Source organism: Geomonas sp. Red276, from assembly GCF_054784495.1.
The window spans coordinates 1-18,855 of the sequence record NZ_BLXW01000050.1; the positions used below are offsets into that span (position 1 = coordinate 1).

16 protein-coding genes are annotated in these 18,855 nt (G+C 61.4%); 6 read left to right on the forward strand and 10 right to left on the reverse strand.

Features of this window, described 5'->3' with window-relative positions:
- Window positions 1-171: 171 nt before the first annotated feature.
- Window positions 172-891, forward strand: a complete 720-nt coding sequence (locus ACYVL5_RS21675) for a DUF4760 domain-containing protein (protein ID WP_460597653.1) — start codon at window positions 172-174, stop codon at window positions 889-891.
- Between the two features lie 171 nt (window positions 892-1,062).
- On the opposite strand, the gene ACYVL5_RS21680 is transcribed toward ACYVL5_RS21675, so the two are convergent.
- Window positions 1,063-1,518, reverse strand: a complete 456-nt coding sequence (locus ACYVL5_RS21680) for a class I SAM-dependent methyltransferase (RefSeq protein ID WP_460597654.1) — start codon at window positions 1,516-1,518, stop codon at window positions 1,063-1,065.
- Between the two features lie 776 nt (window positions 1,519-2,294).
- Between ACYVL5_RS21680 and ACYVL5_RS21685 the strand changes: the two genes are divergently transcribed.
- Entirely contained in the window at window positions 2,295-2,729 is a 435-nt protein-coding gene (locus ACYVL5_RS21685) for a fibronectin type III domain-containing protein (RefSeq protein ID WP_460597655.1), read from the forward strand.
- Window positions 2,730-2,906: 177 nt separating this feature from the next.
- Here the strand turns inward: ACYVL5_RS21685 and ACYVL5_RS21690 are convergent, their stop codons facing one another.
- The 4 genes from ACYVL5_RS21690 to ACYVL5_RS21705 all read right to left on the reverse strand — a co-directional run bounded on the left by ACYVL5_RS21690 (window position 2,907) and on the right by ACYVL5_RS21705 (window position 7,913).
- Window positions 2,907-4,463, reverse strand: coding sequence for an efflux MFS transporter permease (locus ACYVL5_RS21690; protein WP_460597656.1), 1,557 nt, complete (start codon window positions 4,461-4,463; stop codon window positions 2,907-2,909).
- A 21-nt stretch (window positions 4,464-4,484) separates the two neighbouring features.
- Window positions 4,485-5,597 (reverse strand): HlyD family secretion protein, encoded by a 1,113-nt coding sequence (locus ACYVL5_RS21695; RefSeq protein WP_460597657.1) that lies wholly within the window; start codon window positions 5,595-5,597, stop codon window positions 4,485-4,487.
- 178 nt (window positions 5,598-5,775) lie between these two features.
- Complete coding sequence (locus ACYVL5_RS21700; protein WP_460597658.1) at window positions 5,776-7,047, reverse strand: TolC family protein; 1,272 nt, start codon at window positions 7,045-7,047, stop codon at window positions 5,776-5,778.
- Window positions 7,048-7,280: 233 nt separating this feature from the next.
- The gene (locus tag ACYVL5_RS21705) at window positions 7,281-7,913 is read right to left on the reverse strand and encodes an FMN-dependent NADH-azoreductase (protein WP_460597659.1); all 633 of its coding nucleotides are present in this window, start codon (window positions 7,911-7,913) and stop codon (window positions 7,281-7,283) included.
- Between the two features lie 262 nt (window positions 7,914-8,175).
- On the opposite strand from ACYVL5_RS21705, the gene ACYVL5_RS21710 reads away from it, so the two are divergent.
- Together ACYVL5_RS21710 and ACYVL5_RS21715 are read left to right on the forward strand one after the other, a co-directional pair.
- On the forward strand, window positions 8,176-9,714 hold the full coding sequence (locus ACYVL5_RS21710) for a sigma 54-interacting transcriptional regulator (protein WP_460597660.1): 1,539 nt from the start codon (window positions 8,176-8,178) through the stop codon (window positions 9,712-9,714).
- Window positions 9,715-9,764: 50 nt separating this feature from the next.
- Window positions 9,765-10,577, forward strand: coding sequence for a type II TA system antitoxin MqsA family protein (locus tag ACYVL5_RS21715; RefSeq protein ID WP_460597661.1), 813 nt, complete (start codon window positions 9,765-9,767; stop codon window positions 10,575-10,577).
- A gap of 84 nt (window positions 10,578-10,661) precedes the next feature.
- Here ACYVL5_RS21715 and ACYVL5_RS21720 read toward each other — a convergent pair whose 3' ends face one another.
- Window positions 10,662-11,549 (reverse strand): fumarylacetoacetate hydrolase family protein, encoded by an 888-nt coding sequence (locus ACYVL5_RS21720; protein WP_460597662.1) that lies wholly within the window; start codon window positions 11,547-11,549, stop codon window positions 10,662-10,664.
- A gap of 155 nt (window positions 11,550-11,704) precedes the next feature.
- Window positions 11,705-12,193 (reverse strand): adenosine-specific kinase, encoded by a 489-nt coding sequence (locus ACYVL5_RS21725; RefSeq protein ID WP_460597663.1) that lies wholly within the window; start codon window positions 12,191-12,193, stop codon window positions 11,705-11,707.
- A gap of 368 nt (window positions 12,194-12,561) precedes the next feature.
- On the opposite strand from ACYVL5_RS21725, the gene ACYVL5_RS21730 reads away from it, so the two are divergent.
- Window positions 12,562-12,840, forward strand: coding sequence for a hypothetical protein (locus ACYVL5_RS21730; protein WP_460597664.1), 279 nt, complete (start codon window positions 12,562-12,564; stop codon window positions 12,838-12,840).
- 285 nt (window positions 12,841-13,125) lie between these two features.
- Here ACYVL5_RS21730 and ACYVL5_RS21735 read toward each other — a convergent pair whose 3' ends face one another.
- From ACYVL5_RS21735 to ACYVL5_RS21745, 3 genes are all read right to left on the reverse strand, one after another.
- The gene (locus tag ACYVL5_RS21735) at window positions 13,126-15,000 is read right to left on the reverse strand and encodes a cytochrome c3 family protein (protein WP_460597665.1); all 1,875 of its coding nucleotides are present in this window, start codon (window positions 14,998-15,000) and stop codon (window positions 13,126-13,128) included.
- Between the two features lie 200 nt (window positions 15,001-15,200).
- The gene (locus ACYVL5_RS21740) at window positions 15,201-15,722 is read right to left on the reverse strand and encodes a TlpA disulfide reductase family protein (RefSeq protein WP_460597666.1); all 522 of its coding nucleotides are present in this window, start codon (window positions 15,720-15,722) and stop codon (window positions 15,201-15,203) included.
- Window positions 15,719-16,417: an ArsR/SmtB family transcription factor gene (locus ACYVL5_RS21745; protein WP_460597667.1), complete on the reverse strand. Its 699-nt coding sequence runs from the start codon at window positions 16,415-16,417 to the stop codon at window positions 15,719-15,721. The genes ACYVL5_RS21740 and ACYVL5_RS21745 overlap by 4 nt, the downstream gene beginning before the upstream one ends.
- A gap of 331 nt (window positions 16,418-16,748) precedes the next feature.
- On the opposite strand from ACYVL5_RS21745, the gene ACYVL5_RS21750 reads away from it, so the two are divergent.
- Complete coding sequence (locus ACYVL5_RS21750) at window positions 16,749-18,773, forward strand: methyl-accepting chemotaxis protein (RefSeq protein ID WP_460597668.1); 2,025 nt, start codon at window positions 16,749-16,751, stop codon at window positions 18,771-18,773.
- Window positions 18,774-18,855 lie beyond the last annotated feature (82 nt).

Sequence of the window (18,855 nt, forward strand, 5' to 3'; positions counted from 1 at the left end):
GACCCGTGCGAAACCATGTGAGACAGTAACCAACACCCAGCGGCGCACCCCTCAGGGGGTGGCCGACTTCAATCGGAACACCCGGCCGACTTCCGTCGGATTGGGTGGCCGACTTCAGCGGAATGCGCAGTTAGGTAGGTAGCAGGCGGCCGGGAGGCTTCCCACCAATGGATGCTGCAGATTGACAGTCGCGGTCGAAGGCACCGCATTAAGCTCAAGATTCCCCGTATGCAGCTTTTGGGGCGAGTAGTAGCTGGCGCGGGGCAGATCGAGGAAAACATTATGTTTTACAGAAAATGGCACAAATGGGTTCGGATCGTTAAAGAAGTTTCTATTATCCTTACCTGTCTTTACATTATTGTAAGTCTTTGGAGCATTAAAAATTCATTTCGTCAAACACAGTTGACAAAGTATTCAGAAACAAAAGAACTTTTAGATGAGCAACATGCACTGCATGAAAAAATATATAATGTATGGCTGGCATATCCAAATATCTCCACTAATATTGCTGATAACCATCCAAGTGGATGGAGTCTATATCATTCTAATAATATATTGATGCGAGAATTTGTTGAAGTAGGACATCATTATGAACAAATCGGAGCTTTGGTAAAAACTAATTATCTTGACTTTGCAGTGTATTCTGAAATATACGATTTCCCAGACTCTTATTGGAATCGAACAAAGCCTCTGATTGTCTATATGAGAAAAAACTGGAATGCTGACAACGGTGGCAAGACATTTGAAAAGTATTTATGTAACTTCGAGTATCTTTCGGAGAGGTATCAAAGGAAGAGGCATAGGGCGGAATTGTCCAAAAAGTTACGTCGCCCCTTCGAAAAAATACTGATATTAGTCACGCAACCGTTCAGACAAAACGAAGGGCGGTAGATTCGCAGACCTACAGCTTTCAGGGGGGGAGGTCATCCAAGAGAGTTTTCGACAGGCTCGGGCTGGCAGCGGTGATGTAAACGGGGTGACTGCCACCGGAGGGAGACCCTCCGAGGTCACCGGTAATGAGACGCGATCAGCTATGGCCCTGAGTGATGCATACCGATAGGTTCAGGTTTTCAGGGCACCGAAGGCGGCGAAGCAGGAGTTCTTGTGCAGCAGTTCGACGTGTGCGAAGCGCACCCTGCGCAGGAGGTCCAGCTGATAGGTCACGGGGCGCGGCGAGTCTTCCTTTGCGATGTAGGTAAACACCTTCTCCCGGTAGGCATCCCCTCCCACTGAGCTTAGATACTCTCCGTAACGCTGCCACATCATGCTCTGCACCATCTCGGTCTCATGCGCTACCAGGTCGGTGATCCACACGCTTCCTCCGGGTGCGGTGATTTCGTAGATCTTCCGAAATGCCATCTCCCAGTCCTGGTCGTCGCGGAGATGATGCAGCACGGCGGCGGCGAGGATAACGTCGTAATGCTCACCCGGCAGCTCTATCTCTCGAAAATCGCCCTGAAGGGTCCGGATCTCCCCGGTGTTGACCTCGGAGATCCGCGCCTTCGCTCTCTGCAGCATCTGGTTTGCAGCGATCAACCACATTTTATTTCACCAAAAGTTGCTGCTGACGTTACGTTAGCCGATCCGTATACTGCTCCTTCGGACTCGTGCACATCGGATGTTGCTTCTTGGGCGACGAAACTCCTTTTCTTCCTGATACATTTGCCGGTCTCCTTCCAACTTCCCAAATCCAAGCCGAACAAATTCCAAAGCTTCACCAGGTTTTTTTGCCGGAGAGCGTCGAGAACTTCAGCAGGGGAGTCGAGGGCGCCACTTTGCGTTACGGAACTCCATTTTTGCGTTAAGAAATAGGAAATGTGCGTTAACAATTTTGATTCTTACACCATAGTGGCCAAAGACCCTATGTTTCCAGGTGCTTGGGAGGGGGGCTTTCTATGAATGATCTTGCTTCGTGCACTGCAAAACTTGGTCGGTGACCTCTGGACCTTCTTTTTGACGTCACATCTCGTCGGGGGTGCGTCACTCCAGGCCCCCGATGGGATAAAAAAATTCGTTTCCTCGCTTGCGCGGCCCCGAATTGCCGTTAAGATTAGCAAAACCTAATCGCGAGGAGGCCCGCCATGACGCCACAATTAACGTGGGTGGTAAGGAGATTTGGGACGAGCGCTGCTGAAACGGTAGCTCTCGCTAAAACTGTAAAGGCTATGCTCACTAACCATTCGTTTGCAAACTTCGCAGAGCCTTGGCCGCACTTCGTACCGTCGCTCGAGACGCTTGGCACCACGGCTGATAAACTGGATGCGGCAATCAAGGGGGCTCAGACGCGGGACACTGTGAAGCTCGCCGAGCGAAATGCCCTGCACCTGGAGACTAAGTGCCATCTCGCCAAGATCGCCAGCTACGTGGAGCTTGCCGCCGACGGGGACCTGGAGGTGCTGAGAACAACGGGATTCCCGCTGAAGTCCCAGGTGGTGAAGGGGACAACTATGGTACCGGCTACCGATCTTTCCGTCAGGCATGGACTGGATACCGGGAGCTACGATCTGCGGGTCGGCCGTGTGCCGGGGGCGAGGGCGTATGATATTCAGATCTGCGAAGGGGATCCGGCGGTGGAGTCCAACTGGTGCGATGTGGATACCTTCCCACGCGCTACGGGGATCAAGGTAGGGGGGAAGGAGCCGGGGAAATTGTACTGGTTCCGGGTGAGGGTGCTTAGCAGCAACGGGCGCGGTCCTTGGTCGGTGCCGGTGTCGCTTAGGGCGTTGTAAAAAATCTCCCTCACCCCTGCCCCTCTCCCGGAGGGAGAGGGAATATGGAGTACTGCCCCTCTCCCCTAAAGGGGCGAGGGAATATTGGAGTACTGCCCCTCGAAGGGGCGAGGGGATATTGACTGTATGGATCCCCATCCTCACCCTGTCCCTCCCCTTGAAGGGGAGGGAACCTTATTAATGGGCGGCGGCGGCGGGGGCGGCGCCGGGTTTGGGGCGTTTTAGAAGGAGGAGGAAGGGGATGACGGCTAGGAAGCCCAGGCCCAAGACCCAGAAGACGCGGTTGTAGGAGAGGATGGCGGCTTGCTGCTGCAACAATCCATAGACGGAGCTTAACCCCAGCTGCTGCGCATCGGCGGGGCCCATTCCGCGGGCGGCGTAGCCTTGGGAAATCGACTGTACCTTGTCCTGGTAGACGGGGTTGAAAGGGTTCAGCCTCGATACCAGCAGGTTCTGGTGCATCTGGTTGTAACGGGCCAACAGGGTTGAGGTGGCGGCGATGCCGACGCTTCCGCCGATGTTGCGTAAGAGGCTGTAGAGGCCGGTCGCGTCTCCCATCTGCTCCGGCTTCATTCCACCAAGGGTGAGGGTGGTGAGGGGGACGAAGAGCATGGAGAGGCCGACGCCCGCCACGATCCTCGGCCAGAGGAAGTCGCCGTAGGAGGTTGCCAGCGGGAATCCGCGCCAGATGAACATCGACCAGGCGGAGATCACCAGGCCGGCGAAGACGATCTTGCGGCCATCCACCTTGGAAAGGCCGGCTCCCACCAAGGGCATCAGCAGAAGGGTTGCCACGCCTCCCGGCGCCAGCACGAGGCCGGCCTGTGTTGCGGTGTACCCCATCAGGGTCTGCAAGAAGAGCGGGATCACCATCAGCGAGCCGTACAGTCCGAAGCCGATCATGAACATCACCAGGTTCCCCGCCAGGAAGGAGACGTTCTTGAAGAGCCGCAGGTTCACGATGGGGTGCGGGTGCCTCAACTCCACCCAGACGGTGAGGAGGAGGGATACGACGGAGATGATGGTGAAGGTGACGATGAAAGGGGAGTTGAACCAGTCGTCCTGCTGCCCTTTGTCGAGGATGATCTGCAACGACCCGATGCCGAGTGTCAGCAAACTGAGACCCCAGTAGTCCACGGTGGCCTTGCCGCGCTTGACATGGGGCGGATCGGTGACGAAACGCCCGACCATGGCAAGGGCGGCGATGCCGACCGGGATGTTGACATAGAAGATCCAGCGCCAAGTCATGTTGTCGGTGATCCAGCCACCCAGCGCAGGGCCGATGATGGGGCCGAACATCACGCCGATGCCGAAGATGGCGTTGGCCATTCCCTGCTCGCTGTGGGGAAAGCTCTCCAAGAGGATCGCCTGGCTGATCGGTATCAGCGCGCCGCCGGCCGCTCCCTGCACGATGCGGAAGAAGATCAGGGTCGCCAGGTTGGGCGCCGCTCCGCAGAGAAGGGAGGAGAGGGTGAACAGGATGACGCAGGTGATCAGGAAGCGCTTGCGGCCGAACATGCGGGAAAGCCAGCCGGTGATCGGGAGCACGACGGCGTTACTTACCATGTAGGAGGTGAGGACCCAGGTGATCTCGTCGGTACCGGCGTTGAGACTACCCTGCATGTTGGGAAGCGCCACGTTGGCGACCGAGGTGTCGATCACCTCCATCAGCGCCGGCAGCATCACGGAGAGGGCGATGATCCATTTGTTGGCGGTTTTGTTGTTGGCCTGCATGTGCGTTCTCCGATTCCCCGGCTAGGAGAGGTGCAAGAGTTCTTTGACGATCGCGGAGGTGCTCCGCTCCACCTGGATGACCGGGGTGACACTCATCCCCACTCTCAGCTGGGCGTTGGGATCGCTCGCGCGGTCGATAGCGATCCTCACCGGCACCCGCTGCACCACCTTCACGTAGTTGCCGGTGGCGTTCTCGGGAGGGAGCAGCGAGAAGGCCGCGCCAGTCCCTGCCATGATGCTCTCCACGGTCCCGGTGAACTCGCGACCCGGATAGGTGTCGACCTTGAAGGAGACCTTCTGGCCGGGGCGGACGTGGGTGAGCTGGCTCTCCTTGTAGTTGGCGGTGATCCAGGAATCCTCGAGCGGCACCACGGCAAGGAGCGACTGTCCCGACTGCACGCGGTTCCCCGGCTCGACGGACTTGCGGGTGACGTAACCGTCGGCGGGTGCGTAGATCTTGGTGTAGGAGAGATTCAGGCGCTCCTCGTCCAGGGTCGACTGGCGCTTGGCTTCACGGGCACCTGCCTTGCCTCCTCCCACGAGGCCAAGGGCGGCCTGCGCCGCGCGGAGCCTCTCTTCGGCCCCCTTCACCTGGGAAGCCGCCACGCTGCGATCGGTGGTCCTTCTCTCCAGTTGCTCACGCGGCATCACTTCGCGGTCGACCAGCACCTGGGCTCGTTTGAGATCGAGCTCGGACTGGGCGAGCTGCGCCTTGGCGCGCTCCAGGTCGGCCTTGGCCGCCTCCACCTGGGCGGCTTCGCCGGTGGTGTCGTTTCTGGCGATGTCGAGGTCCGCCTGGGCGCTCGATACCTTCACCGCGTAGTCCCGGTCGTCCAGGGTGAGGAGGAGATCCCCCTTGTGCACGAACTGGTTGTCCTTGACCAGCACCTTGGTCACCGTCCCCGGCACGCGGGCGGAGACCGCGTGGATGTGCGACTCGATGAAGGCGTCGTCGGTTTCGATCCGCCGCTGGCCTTCGACGAAAAGGTGACTTCCCCAAGCCACCGCGGCGGCGACGACGAGGCCTACCGCGGCACGAATCGCCAGCTTGCGGCCATTGGACTTTGCCTCTTCGGTTTCGATCTCGTCCACAGTTCCTACTACTTCGTCCACCGTATCCACCATTTCTTCCATGACTTTCCTCCGTTGTCTTTGTTAATTCCGAAAATTCTCCCCAGAGGAGGGGACTGGCTCCGCCAGGTGCCTGTCCCCTTGGGGGCTTTAAGAGGGCGGCAGGGCTGAATTAGCGTTCCGCTAGGGGGGCAGGCACCTACGGAGCCAGTCCCCTCTGCCACCAACGCCGCCGTTGCTTTTAAAGCGTGCCTAGGGCCTTCTTGATCCTGGCGCGGGCTACACGCTCGTCGAAGAGGGACTGGAAGTAGTCGGTGCGCGCCTGGGTGAGGAGGGTCTGGGCGTCGATGACGTCGGTCGAGGTTCCCATCTGCTCTTCGTAGCGGCTGCGGTTGAGGCGGAGGTTCTCCTCGGCCTGGCCGACGGCCTTCTCGTTGGTGGCGATCCGTTCACCCGCCACTTGGAGGTCGTTCACCGCCGTCTCGTATTCGAGGCGCGCCGACTGCTCGGCCTCGCGGAGGTTCGCCTCGCTCTGTGAGCGCGCCTCGACCGCCTGGCGCAGGCGGGCGTTCTTGGCGAAGCCGTCGAAGATGTTGAACCGGATCCCGACGGTGGCCGCCATGATGGTCTGCTCGTTCACGTAGCGGTTCTGCTGGTACTCGGCCCCCGCCTGGACGTACAGCTCGGGACGGAGGTTCGTCTGTTGCTCGCGCACGCCGGCTTCGCTGGCGGCGACCGCTTCGCGAGCGGCCAGGAGGTCCGGCCGGGAGGAGAGGTCGGCGGGGGTAGCCTTGACGGAGGGGGCCTCGCAGCGCCCGAGGGTGTCCTCGAGCTGAGCCCGCGCGGCTGGCTCACGGCCGGTCAGGAAGTTGAGAAGAAGCCAGCTGTTGTCGAGCTGCCTGGCGATCTCCAGGCGCCGCTGCTTGCTGTTGGCGAGCTTGACCTCCGCCTGCAGCACGTCGTTGCGGGTCACCACCCCCTGCTGGAACTTCGCCTGGGCGTCTTTGAGGTGCCCTCCCATCTGGCGGACCTCCTCGTCGGCGGACGCCAACAGCTTTTCGCTCTCCAGGATGCCGTAGTAGGCCTGGACCACGCGGAGAAAGACCTCCTGCTCGGCCGCGCGGTACCCCTGGCGCGCCTCCTCGCTCTTCGCCCTGGCCCGCTCCACCTGCGACTTCGTGCGGCCGAAGTCGTAGAGCGTCTGGTCGATCCCCAGCGAGAAGAAGCCGTAATCGGCCTGCTGGGTGGGGGCCGACATTCCCGCTATCGCGATCGACTGCGCCTCGAGCTGCGCGGTGTACCCCCCCTTGGCATCCACCCTGGGGAGATAGCCCCTGGCGGCCACCCGTTCATTTTCCCGGGCGATCGTGCTGTTGTAGGACGTGACCTTCAGGGTGGGGTTGTTGTGCGCCGCACTGTCGAGGCTTTGCTGCAGTGAAAGGGTTTCCGCCGAGGCGGTGGTCGCCAGTGCCGCCACCAGCATGGTTGCCGTTATATAACTCTTTAGATTCATCACCGTTTTATCTCCCTCGTGGTGTTGTTGATTACCGGTCGTCTTTCTCTTTGCCCGAGCGGGTGAAGATCGCCACCAGCGCGATTAAAACCCAGAGGACGATGGTCGCTGCTACTATGATTGTCACTGCACTGCCTCCTGATTCTCTTTCAGCTTTTCCTGTCCCCATCCTCACCCCGACCCTCACCTTGAAGGGGAGGGAGAGTTGGTGCTGGGGGATGATATGTTGCCCGCTAGAAGCGGAGGGCCAGGTCGAGGAGCCTGCGGCGGGCGTCGCCGTGCTCACTGGACGGGCCCTGCTGCGGGTCGTCGCATCCACTTAACAGGACCGCCTCCTGGTTGGTCACCCCGAGGAAGTTCAGCACGGAGCGGAGGTAGGGGGCGCTCAGGTCCCGCTCGTTGCCGTAGCTGAAGGGGGCCGAGGCGTGGATGTGGAGCGATTTCTTCAGCTCCCCAGCGAGAAGTCCCTCCGCCCGCTCCTGAGTCAGCCGGTAGCTCTTCTCGGGCACCGTGACCGCGTCGATGTACATCTTGAACTCCGCAGGGAAAAAGAGGTTCCAGCTGGGGGTGACGAAGACGTACTTGTCGCAGGCGATGAACTGGTCGGCGAGCCGCCAGATGCGGGAGATTTTCCGCCGCTCATCCTCGCTCAGCACTCCGCAGCTCTCCCCGGCTGTGATCCTTTCCCAGGCGTGCAAAACGTCCTGGTCGATCCGCGGGATGTTGTCCCGGTGGAGGTCGAGCACGTGCACCTCGTCACGCGGGTTCCAGCGCAGGTACTCCTCCAGGAACTCATAGCCCAGGGAATGACAGCGGGAACGGTGGATCGGTTTCAGGAAGCAGGTTACGTAGAGCAGGTTTGCCATGACGCTCTCCTCGCCCGCCGGTTGCGGGCTCCGGTCTCTCATTAGCCAGGAGCGTGCCAGTGCCGTAACCTGCGTAAATACGGCTGGTTGTTGCGCAGAGGGTTTCTCGGTTACAGCATGCTGTATTTGTTGTTGCGGTATGTTGTAATTGTGGCGTAGAGTACGGCATGTTGTAATCGCCCCTTCGTGGGTCTCCTCTGCCTGAGGAAATGGAGGCACGGGAGTGGGGCGGGGACGCGAAAAAAGTGAAGGAGAAGACGCGATGGTGAACCGGGACGAATTCATCAGGGAAGTGACCATAAGGATCTGCAGCAGTCTGGAGATCAAGGAGTCACTCCGCTGCACCTTCGTATACTTGCGGGAACAGCTTCCCTTGGACGAGCTGTTTCTGAATATCGTGGACCAAAATCTCGGTGCGCTGCGCCGCATCGCCTACGTCGGGACGGAAGGCTCCGAGACGCCGGACGAGATCATCCCGTTACCGGAGGAGATCGTCGAGAGGATCAAGGAGCGCTGTTTTCGTGAGCCGTTCATTGCCAGCGCGGACATGGATGACCAGATTTTCCAAACCATGGCTCCGCTCATAAAGCTGGAGGGCAACTCGGACATGATCGTGCCGCTGCACCTGGATGCCGAACCGATCGGGGGGCTGACGCTGCGGGCACATGGGGAAGGGCGATACAGCGAGGAGCAGGCGGAGATCATGGGGTGCGTCACCAGGCCGTTCGCCATCGCGCTGGCCAACGCACTGGCCCACGAGGCGGTGCTCCGCTACCAGGACATTCTCCTGGACGACAAGCGGTTTTTGAACCGGGAGTTGTACGGACACCTGGCCGAGGATATCATCGGGGGCAACACCGGGCTTCGTAACGTGATGGAGGCGGTACGGCAGGTGGCGCCGCTCAACAGCACCGTTCTTTTGTTGGGCGAGACCGGGACCGGGAAGGAGGTCATCGCCAACGCCATCCACTTCTCCTCCCCGCGCAAGGACGGCCCCTTCATCAAGGTAAACTGCGGCGCCATTCCGGAGAGTCTCATCGACAGCGAGCTGTTCGGGCACGAGCGGGGGGCCTTCACCGGGGCGGTTGCTGAAACCCGCGGCCGTTTCGAGCGCGCCGAGGGGGGGACCATCTTCCTGGATGAGATCGGCGAGCTTCCTATGACCGCCCAGGTGCGGCTATTAAGGGTCCTGCAGAGCCGGGAGGTGGAAAGGGTAGGGGGGAAGCGGGCCATACCGGTGAACATCCGGGTGATCGCGGCGACCCACCGCAACCTGCAGAACATGATCAGTGAGGGGAGTTTCCGGGAGGATCTCTGGTTCAGGCTGAGCACCTTTCCGATCATGATTCCGCCGGTCAGGCAGCGCAAGGAGGACGTCCCCGCGCTGACCCGGCACTTCGTGACCGTGAAGAGCCGGGAACTCGGCATCGGCATGCCCCCCTCCATCGCGCCGGGCGCGCTGATGCGGCTCATGGAGTACGACTGGCCGGGGAACGTGCGGGAGCTGGAGAACCTGGTGGAGCGGGAGCTGATCAGGCACCGCGGCGGCGCGCTCACCTTCGACACCGTCTTCAGCGGAGAGGAGCAGCGGGTTGTGGTTCCCCCCGTGGGGGCGGGGACGCCGCACCTCCCGCTCAAGCTGGACGAGGCGATGGCCGCCCACATCAGTGAGGTACTCAAGCTCACCAACGGCAAGATCCACGGCCCCGGCGGCGCCGCCGAACTGTTGGGCATCAACGCCAACACCCTCCGCTGGCGCCTGGACAAGCTGGGGATAAGCTACCGGCGGAAGAGCCGGTAGAATCTCTCCCTCACCCCTGCCCCTCTCATTGCATAAAAATAGGTGAAACCATGAAAGAGCTGTGCCCTAATGATTCATCCGAGATGCTGAAAAAAACGGTTAGCCGAAAAGTTACCTTCAGAGGGGAAGATTACGACGTAGAATACGTAGCCGACGTCTGCGAGAAATGTAACCTTGAGGTTACCAGCATAGAGGTTGCACACAAAGTGCAATGCTATATCAGTGATGCGTACCGGGAGAAACATGGTCTATTACCGGGTCACCAGATTAAATCACTACGAGAAAGCTTAAACGTTTCCCAATCTGAACTCGCCGACGTAATGCATGTTGGCGTGGCCAGTGTTAAAAGGTGGGAGAATGGCCTTGTGCAAAATAAAGCGATGGATCGGCTTCTACGGCAGTTCTTAGAGAAAGAAGATCATTGCCTCGACCCTTACTGTGGGAACAGAGGACTATCGCTGGAGAGAATAAAGCTTGTGCTGAAAGAGTTTGAACGTGTTTTGCACAAAGCGCTGCTTAAGCCAAATGACAAGTTCTTATACAGTGCGAAGTACTTGTGGTTTGCGGATATGATAGCCTATCGTGAGTTAGGAAGGGGAATGACCGGTGCGACCTATGCAGCGCTTCCTCAAGGCCCTCAATTAAACAACTATCGAGACTTGGTGAAGGCAATTATGGAGGCGGATGTGAGCCAAGCTGAGGAATTAACTGAAGGTGAGGTTGACATAATTAAGCGAGTAGCAACGCGTTTCCGCAATGGTGTAGAGGCCCATCATGCGTCGCACGAAGAGCCGGCTTGGTCAACAACCCGTACCGGTTACTCAATAAGCTATCAAAAGGCAAACACAATCATTTCCCTTTGATGGCTGGTTAAGAAAATTCAAAGCCCCCGGTTGCGTGACGCAGCCGGGGGCTTTTTGTTTCCGAGGAGAGAGGGGCGGGGCCGGTTATTCATACCCCTGCTCGACCGGGTTTTCGAGGACGCCGAGACCGTCGATTTCGATGCGGACGCGGTCTCCGGGTTTGAGGTAGCGGGGGGGATCGAAACCGATGCCGACGCCGGCTGGGGTGCCGGTGGCTATGATGTCGCCGGGATAGAGGGTGACGCCGGCGGAGATGGTCTGGATCAGCTGCGGAATGGTGAAGATGAAGTCGGAGGTCCGGCCATCCTGGCGGAGCTCTCCGTTTACCCAACAGCGGACCCGGGTGTCGGTGCCGTCGAGCTCGTCGGCGGATACGAGCCAGGGACCCATGGGACAGAAGGTGTCGAACGATTTTCCCAAGAGCCATTGACGATGCCTGCTTTGCCAGTCGCGGGCGGTCACGTCGTTGATGATGGTGTACCCCCAGACATGCTCCATCGCCTGCTCGGCGGTGATCCCCCGCCCCCCGCGGCCGATCACCACGGCCAGCTCCGCTTCGTAGTCGACCGCTTCGGACACGCCGGCGGGTATCTTGATGGGGGCACCGGGCGGGATCACGGTCTCGGGGACCTTGGAGAAGATGATCGGGTCGCTCGGTACTTCGTCTCCCGCTTTGGCGGAACTGCTGTCGAAGCCGCTCCGGGCGAACTCTTGGGCGTGGGCTCGGTAGTTCTTGCCGATGCAGAAGATGTTGCGGCGCGGATGGGGGAGGGGGGCATCGAGCCGTACCTCGGACAGCGGCAGGGGGGCTCCCTGCTCGAGACATTCTCCCGCCGATAGCCGCTCCATCAGGGCCAGGGCTCCGACTTCGTGGCCTCTTCCCCCCAGGAAGAACTGGGTGATCATCGAACCGTCGGTGGAGACCCGCCCGACCAGCCTCATTCCGTCGTACCAGAAGGTTGCTATTCTCACAGGCTTCTCCTTCTATCTATCCCCATCCTCACCCTGTCCCTCCCCTTGTAACCCGACCCCGGTCCATACACCTTGAAGGGGAGGGGACCTAATCTTTACCCTCGCCCCCATTGGGGGAGAGGGTGGCCGGAGGCCGGGTGAGGGGAGATTTTTCGTTACCGCTTGTAGCCGATGGTGCGGAGGAATTGGCGGCGGGCGTCGCGGTCGGTGTCGGCCTCGATGCCATTGGGGGCGCTGCCGTCGATCACGCCGAGGATGCCGGCGCCTTGGGGGGTGGCGCCGACTACGACTTGAAGGGGATTGGCGGTGGCACAGAAGATACGACAGACTTCGGGACAGTTTTTGATCGGGTTGAGAACGTTTATCGGGTAGGCATCGCGCAGGAGGACGCAGAAGACGTGGCCTGCGCCGATCGACTGGAGAATCCTTTCGCACTTTTTCACCAGCGCTTCATCATTCCCTTCGCTCCGGATCAGGCAGGGGCCGGAGGCTTCGGTGAAGGCGACGCCGAACTTCGCCTGGGGAACGGTGGTGACGATGATCTCGTACAGGTCCTCGGCGGTCTTGATGAAGTGGGTCTGGCCAAGAATGATGTTGCACCCTTCCGGGTAGACGACTTCAACGGCTCGCATCTCCAGTTGCATATCTCCCTCCTCCTCCAGATTAATTGGTATTGATCGATATGCATTTTAACCCGCCGGCGCAGGATGTAAATGACCACACCTGCCACACCGACCGGGACCGCCGTCAGATAGGCGCTACACGGGCTGGCCCCGGTTCATCGTGGTTTGGGGAGAGTCAAAGGTGGGAAGGTTGGGTAACTGCGACTTTTTGACGCCGGTCAAGGCTTCCTGGCGTAACGCGGGTACTATCTTCCTGCTCATACTTCTGTCCGGACTGCTGACTGCCGCCGTGGCGGCAGCATGGCCGACCTCTCCGTCCCCTTCAAGGTGAGGGGTGGGAGAGGGGCAGTGGGCGGAAGATTATCGTTAATCGGCAAAGGAGGTTACTGATGGGTGGTTGTGGTTGCGGGCATCCCGCGGGTGCGGGGCCGTTTGCGGAAGGAAGGGAGTTGGTGGAGTTCGTGTCGAGGGCCCATGGCGGTACCCTGAAGAATGAGAGGCTCCCTAACGGCGGGCTGCAGGCGGTCTGCCAAGGGTGCGGGGCGGACTTTTTCCTGGCTACCTTCGTCGCCAGCTGCCCGGCGTGCGGCGGGGTGCACGCGGTTTCGCCGCCGCGCAGCAACGACCCGGCTAACATCCAGTTTGCCGGGAAAGGGTTTCGGCTGTAAGGATAAAGGCTCCATTACCCGGCCCCTCCGCTTTCCCATTTCCTCTCGCCCCTATTTTTCATCTCCCCTCGCACCCATCGGGGGAGAGTGTGAAGGTGAGGGGGCGTTCCGGCAGGGGAAAAACCTCCCTCACCCGGCCTTCGGCCACCCTCTCCCCTAAAGGGGCGAGGGTATAGTGGGGGCGGCCTTCGGTCTAAGGGGCGAGGGTATTAGTGGGGGCGGCCTTCGGTCTAAGGGCGAGAGTATAAGGGAGGGTGGCCGTAGGCCACCCTCCCTTTTTTGCCTCTACTTCTGCGCTTCCAGCATCTCCTTGGCCATCTTCAGGTTGTGGTAGGCGATGACCCTGATCTTGCGGAGGTCGTCGGTCGGCTTGCGCTTGTCTAACTCGGCCAGGAAGGCGTCGAGATTGCTCCGCTCTTTCTTGGTCTTCTTGTCGTTGAAGGGGATGGAGAGGTCGATCCCCTTCACGTCCCAGGCGTTCTTCGGCAACACCGCGAACGGGGCGAGGTCCTCGATCCTGCGGTCGGGGGCCAGGGACGGCGCCTCCCAGGTCACCTCGCTGAAACGGATCCCGTTCTTGTCGGCGGTCACCGTGTAACTCCCCTTGAACGGCTTGGTCACGTCTTTACCTTCGAAGAAGCTCCACTCCGATTTCCCCACCTGGGCGTGGGAGTCGTGGCAGGTGCCGCATCCCCGCGGCTTTCCGAGGGCGTGGCTCAGCTTGTCCATCTGCACCCAGAGGATCGCCTTGTTGCCGGTGGGGAGGTCGTCCCGGGTGCCGACCACGATGAAGGCGTCGTTGACGTCGGTGACCGTGCGCGAGACCTCGAAGGCCGGCGGCTCGCCGATACGGACGTTGCCGGGGACGGTGCGGGTGGGGATCGACCGGAAGAGGAGTCCGGTCGGGCCGAGGTCGGTGGTCTGGTTGAGTACCGCCATCGGGTAGGGCTTGACGCCGATCCAGCGCCCGCCGGCATCCCGGATCAGGGTCGGGAGATCGCGGGTGCCGTAGTATTCCTTGTGCTTCGCGTACGGGGTCTCGACCCCGGCCACGTTCCCCTTTCCCCAGAAGGTGTACTGGTAGGCGCCGGAGACGGTGACGTGGCAGGCGGCGCAGTCGACGTTGCTGTGGCTTGAGCTCTTCACCGCCTTGACGATGTCGGCATGGCATCTGGCGCAGGACGACCTGGCGTCGTCGGCGGCGAGGTGGCCGAAGTTGTGGTCCACCGGTTTGTGGCAGTCAAGGCACTGGACTCCCGCTTTCACGTGGGCTCCTTGCGGAAGGTTGCTCGGGAAGGCGTACTCGCCCCGCATGTAGCCCGCGCCGCGCCGGCGGTCCATCGGCCCGGCATGGCAGACGCTGGCCCGGCCACCACCGTAGCAGCTGGCGGTGTCGGGTGGCCCGAAGGAGTGGCTCCCTTTCCCCGCGAACGGGCGGTAGTGGCAGTCGTTGCAGCCGGGATGGCAGAGGTTGCAGCTGCGGTCGGAGGCGGCATTCTGGGCGAGGGTGTAAGGGACCGAGGTCTGGCCCCTGAGGTTCTCGTAGTTCTGGCCGAACCACATGCCGCAGTTCTGCGGGCCGGGCAGCCTTTCGCTCCAGGAGCGGAACGCCCGCTGGTGCTTGAGAAGCCCCTTGTCGGAGCTGTTGTAGTCCTTCACCTCTTTCTGGTGGCAGCGCCCGCAGGTCTGCTCAGCGACCTTGGGAGAGTAGGCCATGGTCTCCGGGTCACGGTCGTGCCACTCGATCCCGATGATCGCTTTGGCCCCGGCGGCTTTCAGCTTTTCCGGGTCACCCTTGGGGATCATCCGGTCCATCCCGGTCCCGCGGGGGGTGAGCGGTTGAAGCGCGCCCGCCGCCTCGCGGGAAAGGGCCTCCCCCTTGACCTTGGGACCTACCGCGACCACGAACGGACGGAGCATCCCCTTGTGGGAGCCCTCCTTGGTCGACTGGGCACCGTCACCGAGGTGGCAGTCGACGCAGGTCGCCCCCTCCATGCCGACTTCCCGGTCGACCTGCGCCGGGTCGAGGTACATCGCCTCGGCCCCAAGCTCCTTCATCCGGTTTTTGTCCCCATGGCAGATCACGCACTGCGATGCCGCGTCAAACCCCCATGCACTCGTAGCCGCCAATAGAACCACCACGATGATAAGCCGCTTCATTACCCCCTCCTTTTTCTTATCCTGATCAGCACCGATTATTTATCTCCTTAGCCGGTCCTGCACCTTCGGCCCTTGTTTCAACGAAAGACCTTCGCTCTTCCCCCCTCGGAACAACTTCCCTCACCCCAGCCCTCTCCCGGAGGGAGGGGGGCAGGGTCGGGCAAGGGACTCTGTCACTTGGCGGAGCCGGTCTCTCCCCTCTAGATCCTGCCGGTCAGGGCCTTCTCGAGGTCGCTTTTCAAGCTGCTCTCGAGGTAGTAACCCATCACCTTCTTGACGACCTTGCCGTCCCTTCCGATCAGGAAGGAGACCGGGACGCTGGAGATGTTTCCGTAGGCATTGATGACGCTGTCGTTTCCGAACACGACCGGATAGGTCATCCCCATCCGTTTCAGGAAGGAAGGGGGGACGTCGTCGATGGCGACGCCGATCACGGTGAATCCCCGCCCCTGGTAGGCGGCGTAGGTCTTCTGGAATCCGGGGATCTCCATCCGGCAGGGAGGGCACCAGCTGGCGAAGAAGTTCACCAGCACCACCTTCCCGCGGTAGTCGGCCAGGCGGAGCTGGTTACCGGACATCGTTTTGAGGGTGAAATCGGGGGCCGCCTGGTGAGGTGCCGGTGGTGCGCCGGCGAAGGCGAACCTCTCCTTGACCAGCGGGAATAGGTAGAGGCCGATGGCGATGAGGATGACCAACTGGAAGAGTTTCTTCGTGCGGTTCATGCTGCTTTTCCTTTCTTGGCGTCGGCCGGCTCGGCGCTGGTGGGCAAGATCCTTCCCTCGGCGCGCCATTCCGCCACGCCGTCGCGAAGCCGCCGCGGTTCGAACCCCGCCTTTTTCAGGATCTTGGCCGCCTTGACGGTCCCGAGGCAGAAGGGGCTGCGGCGGTAGATGAAGACGACCTTGTCGCGGGGGATCTCCTCGAGACGGGCTTCGAGTTCCTCGACGGGGATGCTCTGGGCCAGGGGGAGGTGCCCGGCCTGGTACTCCCGGGAAGGGCGGAGATCGACCAGGACCGCCGCGCCGCTGCTGACCATCTCCAGCGCCTCCTCGCCGAGCACTTCCGAGACGGTGTCGACGTCGCGGCCGTATTCCCGCATGAGCTCGCGGGCGATGGGGTCCTGCTGAAGCCCGAAGTCGCGCAGGGCCACCCAGAGCTTGACGGCGGGGCTCCCCGAGAGCGAGCAGTAGGCGTTGCGCCCCTCGCGGCGGATCTCGATGAGGTGGGCCTCGCGGAGGATCTTCAGGTGGGCGCTCGTGTTGGCCGAGCTTTGCCCGAGCTCTTCGGCGAGGTCATCGACGTAGCGATCCCTCTGGCAGAGGAGGTTGAGGATTCTGACCCGCTGCTGGCTGGCGAGCGCCTGGCCGACGCGGGCGAACTGCTGATACAAGCGGTCGGGGATATGTTGGAGGTCCACAGGTTTTCCTCTCGGATCGGCAGCAGAGCGCTGCCGGTAACGTGGGCCGGGGTGATCGGCACTAACGATCTTATAATCAAATGATCATTTGAATGTCAATCGGTTTTGCGTGGACTCTCTCTAAGATTTTTCCCCAGTCATAGTACGTGCCTTTCCCAGACACGGGATTCCCCGGTAAAGTCACGGAGAATCACGCCGATATGATTATATGGGTGAAGTTTACCTTCCTGCCGCTCCCGTGACAAACTTCCGGCCGCTGGATTGTGAACGGCACCCCCGCAGGTTCAGAAACGTTTTCAGCCGTAGAGACATCGGCATCATGGAGGCTCACATGACCATTAAGAGGAAGATCCAATTGATACTGGCGGGGGGATGGCTGTTCATTACCCTGACCGGCGTGGTCGGCCTTTTAGGCATGCATGACAGTAACGGCGACATCCAGATCATCTACGGGAAAAACCTGGCCGTGCTCAACAAGTCCGGCAAGGTGACCGACCTCATGCGAGGCATCCGGATCCAGCTCTTGCTGGCCCTGCAGCACGACCCTGCCCATCCCGAGGTCCTGGGCCTCCATGACCACGAGGTCCAGGTGCACACCGACCTGGTAGCCCAGCAGATCGAGGACATTGCCGCACTCTCGAAGGAGATAAGCGGGGTGATCAACGATCCGCAGGAGCGCCGGCTCTTTGACCGGTTCGCCTCCGAGCGCGAGGCCTTCCTCAGGGACGGTGCCCGGCCGGTGCGGGAGGCGATCCTGGCCGGCAACTTCACGGAGGCGACCAGGCTCACCCTGACCAAGATCAATCCGCTCTTCAGGAAGGCCGACGACACCGGTACCCTCTTCTACGACTACCAGACCAAGGATGCCAAGGCTCTCTACGAGCGGGCTCAGGCCAACTACCGCCGGACGACGCTGGTGGCGGTTTGCTTGATCCTCGGTGCCATCGCGGGCTCCGGGGTGATCGGGGTGCTCGTCATCCGCTCCGTTTCCCGGGGGGCCGACTCCCTGGTGAATTTCAGCGCCGCCATGGAGAAGGGGGATCTTACCCGGCGCCTGAGGCTTGCGGGGGCGGACGAGTTCGCCACCATCGGGAACTCCTTCGACCGGATGGCCGATGGCCTCTCCACCCTGGTGGAGAGGATCGGTTTCACGGTGGCGGACCTGACCTCGTCTGCCGCCCAGGTCCACCGCCAAGCCTCCGAGATGACCGAGGGGGCCGACCAGGTCGCCTCCCAGGCGACCACCGTGGCGACCGCCGGGGAGGAGATGGCCGCCACCTCCGGCGACATCGCCAGGAACTGCCAGTTGGCGGCCGACGGTGCCCGGCAGGTGACCGACGAGGCCAACCGCGGGGCCGCCATCATCTCGCAAAGCATCGACGCGATGGGGTCCATCGCGGAACGGGTGACCGCCACCGCGGCGGCCATCGGCTCGCTCGGCGGCCGGTCCGAACAGATCGGGGCCATCGTGGGGACCATCGAGGACATCGCCGACCAGACCAATCTCCTCGCCCTCAATGCGGCCATCGAGGCGGCGCGGGCGGGTGAACAGGGGCGGGGCTTCGCGGTGGTGGCGGACGAGGTGCGGGCGCTTGCGGAGCGGACCACCAGGGCCACCCGGGAGATCGGGGAGATGATCAAGGCGATCCAGGTGGAAACCAGGGGGGCCGTGGCGGCCATGGAAGAAGGGGTCGGCGAGGTTCGGCACGGGACCGAGCAGGTGGGGCGGTCCGGGGAGGCGATGGGGACCATCCTGGAGGAGATCAACAAGCTCTCGATGCAGCTGAACCAGATAGCGGCGGCCGCCGAGGAGCAGACGGCGACCACCAGCGAGATCAGCGGCGGCATCCACGAGATCACCGCGGTCTCCAGCCAGACCTCCGGCGCGGCGCATCACTCGGCGGCCGAGGCCAACACGCTGAACGACCTGGCGGAGTCGCTGGGAGAGACCATCGCGACCCTGAGGATCGACGAGCCGGTGGCGCTGCGGTTGAGAAAGGCGAGGACCGCCCACATGATCTTCACCGGGAAGATAAAGTCGCACCTGGCGGGCGTAAGGCAGGTGGATCCCGATGCGCTGCCGACCCACCAGACCTGCGCGTTCGGGCGGTGGTGGCAGGAGCAGGGGAGGGAGGTCTGCGGTCACTTGGCGGCCTTCCGGGAGATCGAGGCTCCCCACGCCCGGGTGCACGAGCTCGGCAGGCTTGCCGTCACTTCCTTCAATGCCGGCGACCAGCGGGCGGCGGCGGAGCAGTGCAGGGAGATGCTCGCCCAGTCGGAGCAGTTGATCGCTCTATTGGAAGAGCTGGAGGCGGAAACCGGTAAAGGGGCGTCGGCGGTCCGCCCCGCCGCCTGATTCACGCTTAATTCCCTCTCCCCCCCGGAGAGGGTTAGGGTGAGGGAGATTTTCCGTGAATCTCGGCCTTCCCTCACCCCGG

Excerpts from the sequence above, each read along its gene's own strand:
- ACYVL5_RS21725 (WP_460597663.1), bottom strand. The coding sequence starts at position 12,193 with ATGCAACTGGAGATGCGAGCCGTTGAAGTCGTCTACCCGGAAGGGTGC.
- ACYVL5_RS21675 (WP_460597653.1), top strand. The coding sequence starts at position 172 with ATGCTGCAGATTGACAGTCGCGGTCGAAGGCACCGCATTAAGCTCAAG.
- ACYVL5_RS21750 (WP_460597668.1), top strand. The coding sequence starts at position 16,749 with ATGACCATTAAGAGGAAGATCCAATTGATACTGGCGGGGGGATGGCTG.
- ACYVL5_RS21740 (WP_460597666.1), bottom strand. The coding sequence starts at position 15,722 with ATGAACCGCACGAAGAAACTCTTCCAGTTGGTCATCCTCATCGCCATC.
- ACYVL5_RS21710 (WP_460597660.1), top strand. The coding sequence starts at position 8,176 with ATGGTGAACCGGGACGAATTCATCAGGGAAGTGACCATAAGGATCTGC.
- ACYVL5_RS21690 (WP_460597656.1), bottom strand. The coding sequence starts at position 4,463 with ATGCAGGCCAACAACAAAACCGCCAACAAATGGATCATCGCCCTCTCC.
- ACYVL5_RS21715 (WP_460597661.1), top strand. The coding sequence starts at position 9,765 with ATGAAAGAGCTGTGCCCTAATGATTCATCCGAGATGCTGAAAAAAACG.
- ACYVL5_RS21735 (WP_460597665.1), bottom strand. The coding sequence starts at position 15,000 with ATGAAGCGGCTTATCATCGTGGTGGTTCTATTGGCGGCTACGAGTGCA.
- ACYVL5_RS21705 (WP_460597659.1), bottom strand. The coding sequence starts at position 7,913 with ATGGCAAACCTGCTCTACGTAACCTGCTTCCTGAAACCGATCCACCGT.
- ACYVL5_RS21695 (WP_460597657.1), bottom strand. The coding sequence starts at position 5,597 with ATGGAAGAAATGGTGGATACGGTGGACGAAGTAGTAGGAACTGTGGAC.
- ACYVL5_RS21680 (WP_460597654.1), bottom strand. The coding sequence starts at position 1,518 with ATGCTGCAGAGAGCGAAGGCGCGGATCTCCGAGGTCAACACCGGGGAG.
- ACYVL5_RS21700 (WP_460597658.1), bottom strand. The coding sequence starts at position 7,047 with ATGAATCTAAAGAGTTATATAACGGCAACCATGCTGGTGGCGGCACTG.
- ACYVL5_RS21730 (WP_460597664.1), top strand. The coding sequence starts at position 12,562 with ATGGGTGGTTGTGGTTGCGGGCATCCCGCGGGTGCGGGGCCGTTTGCG.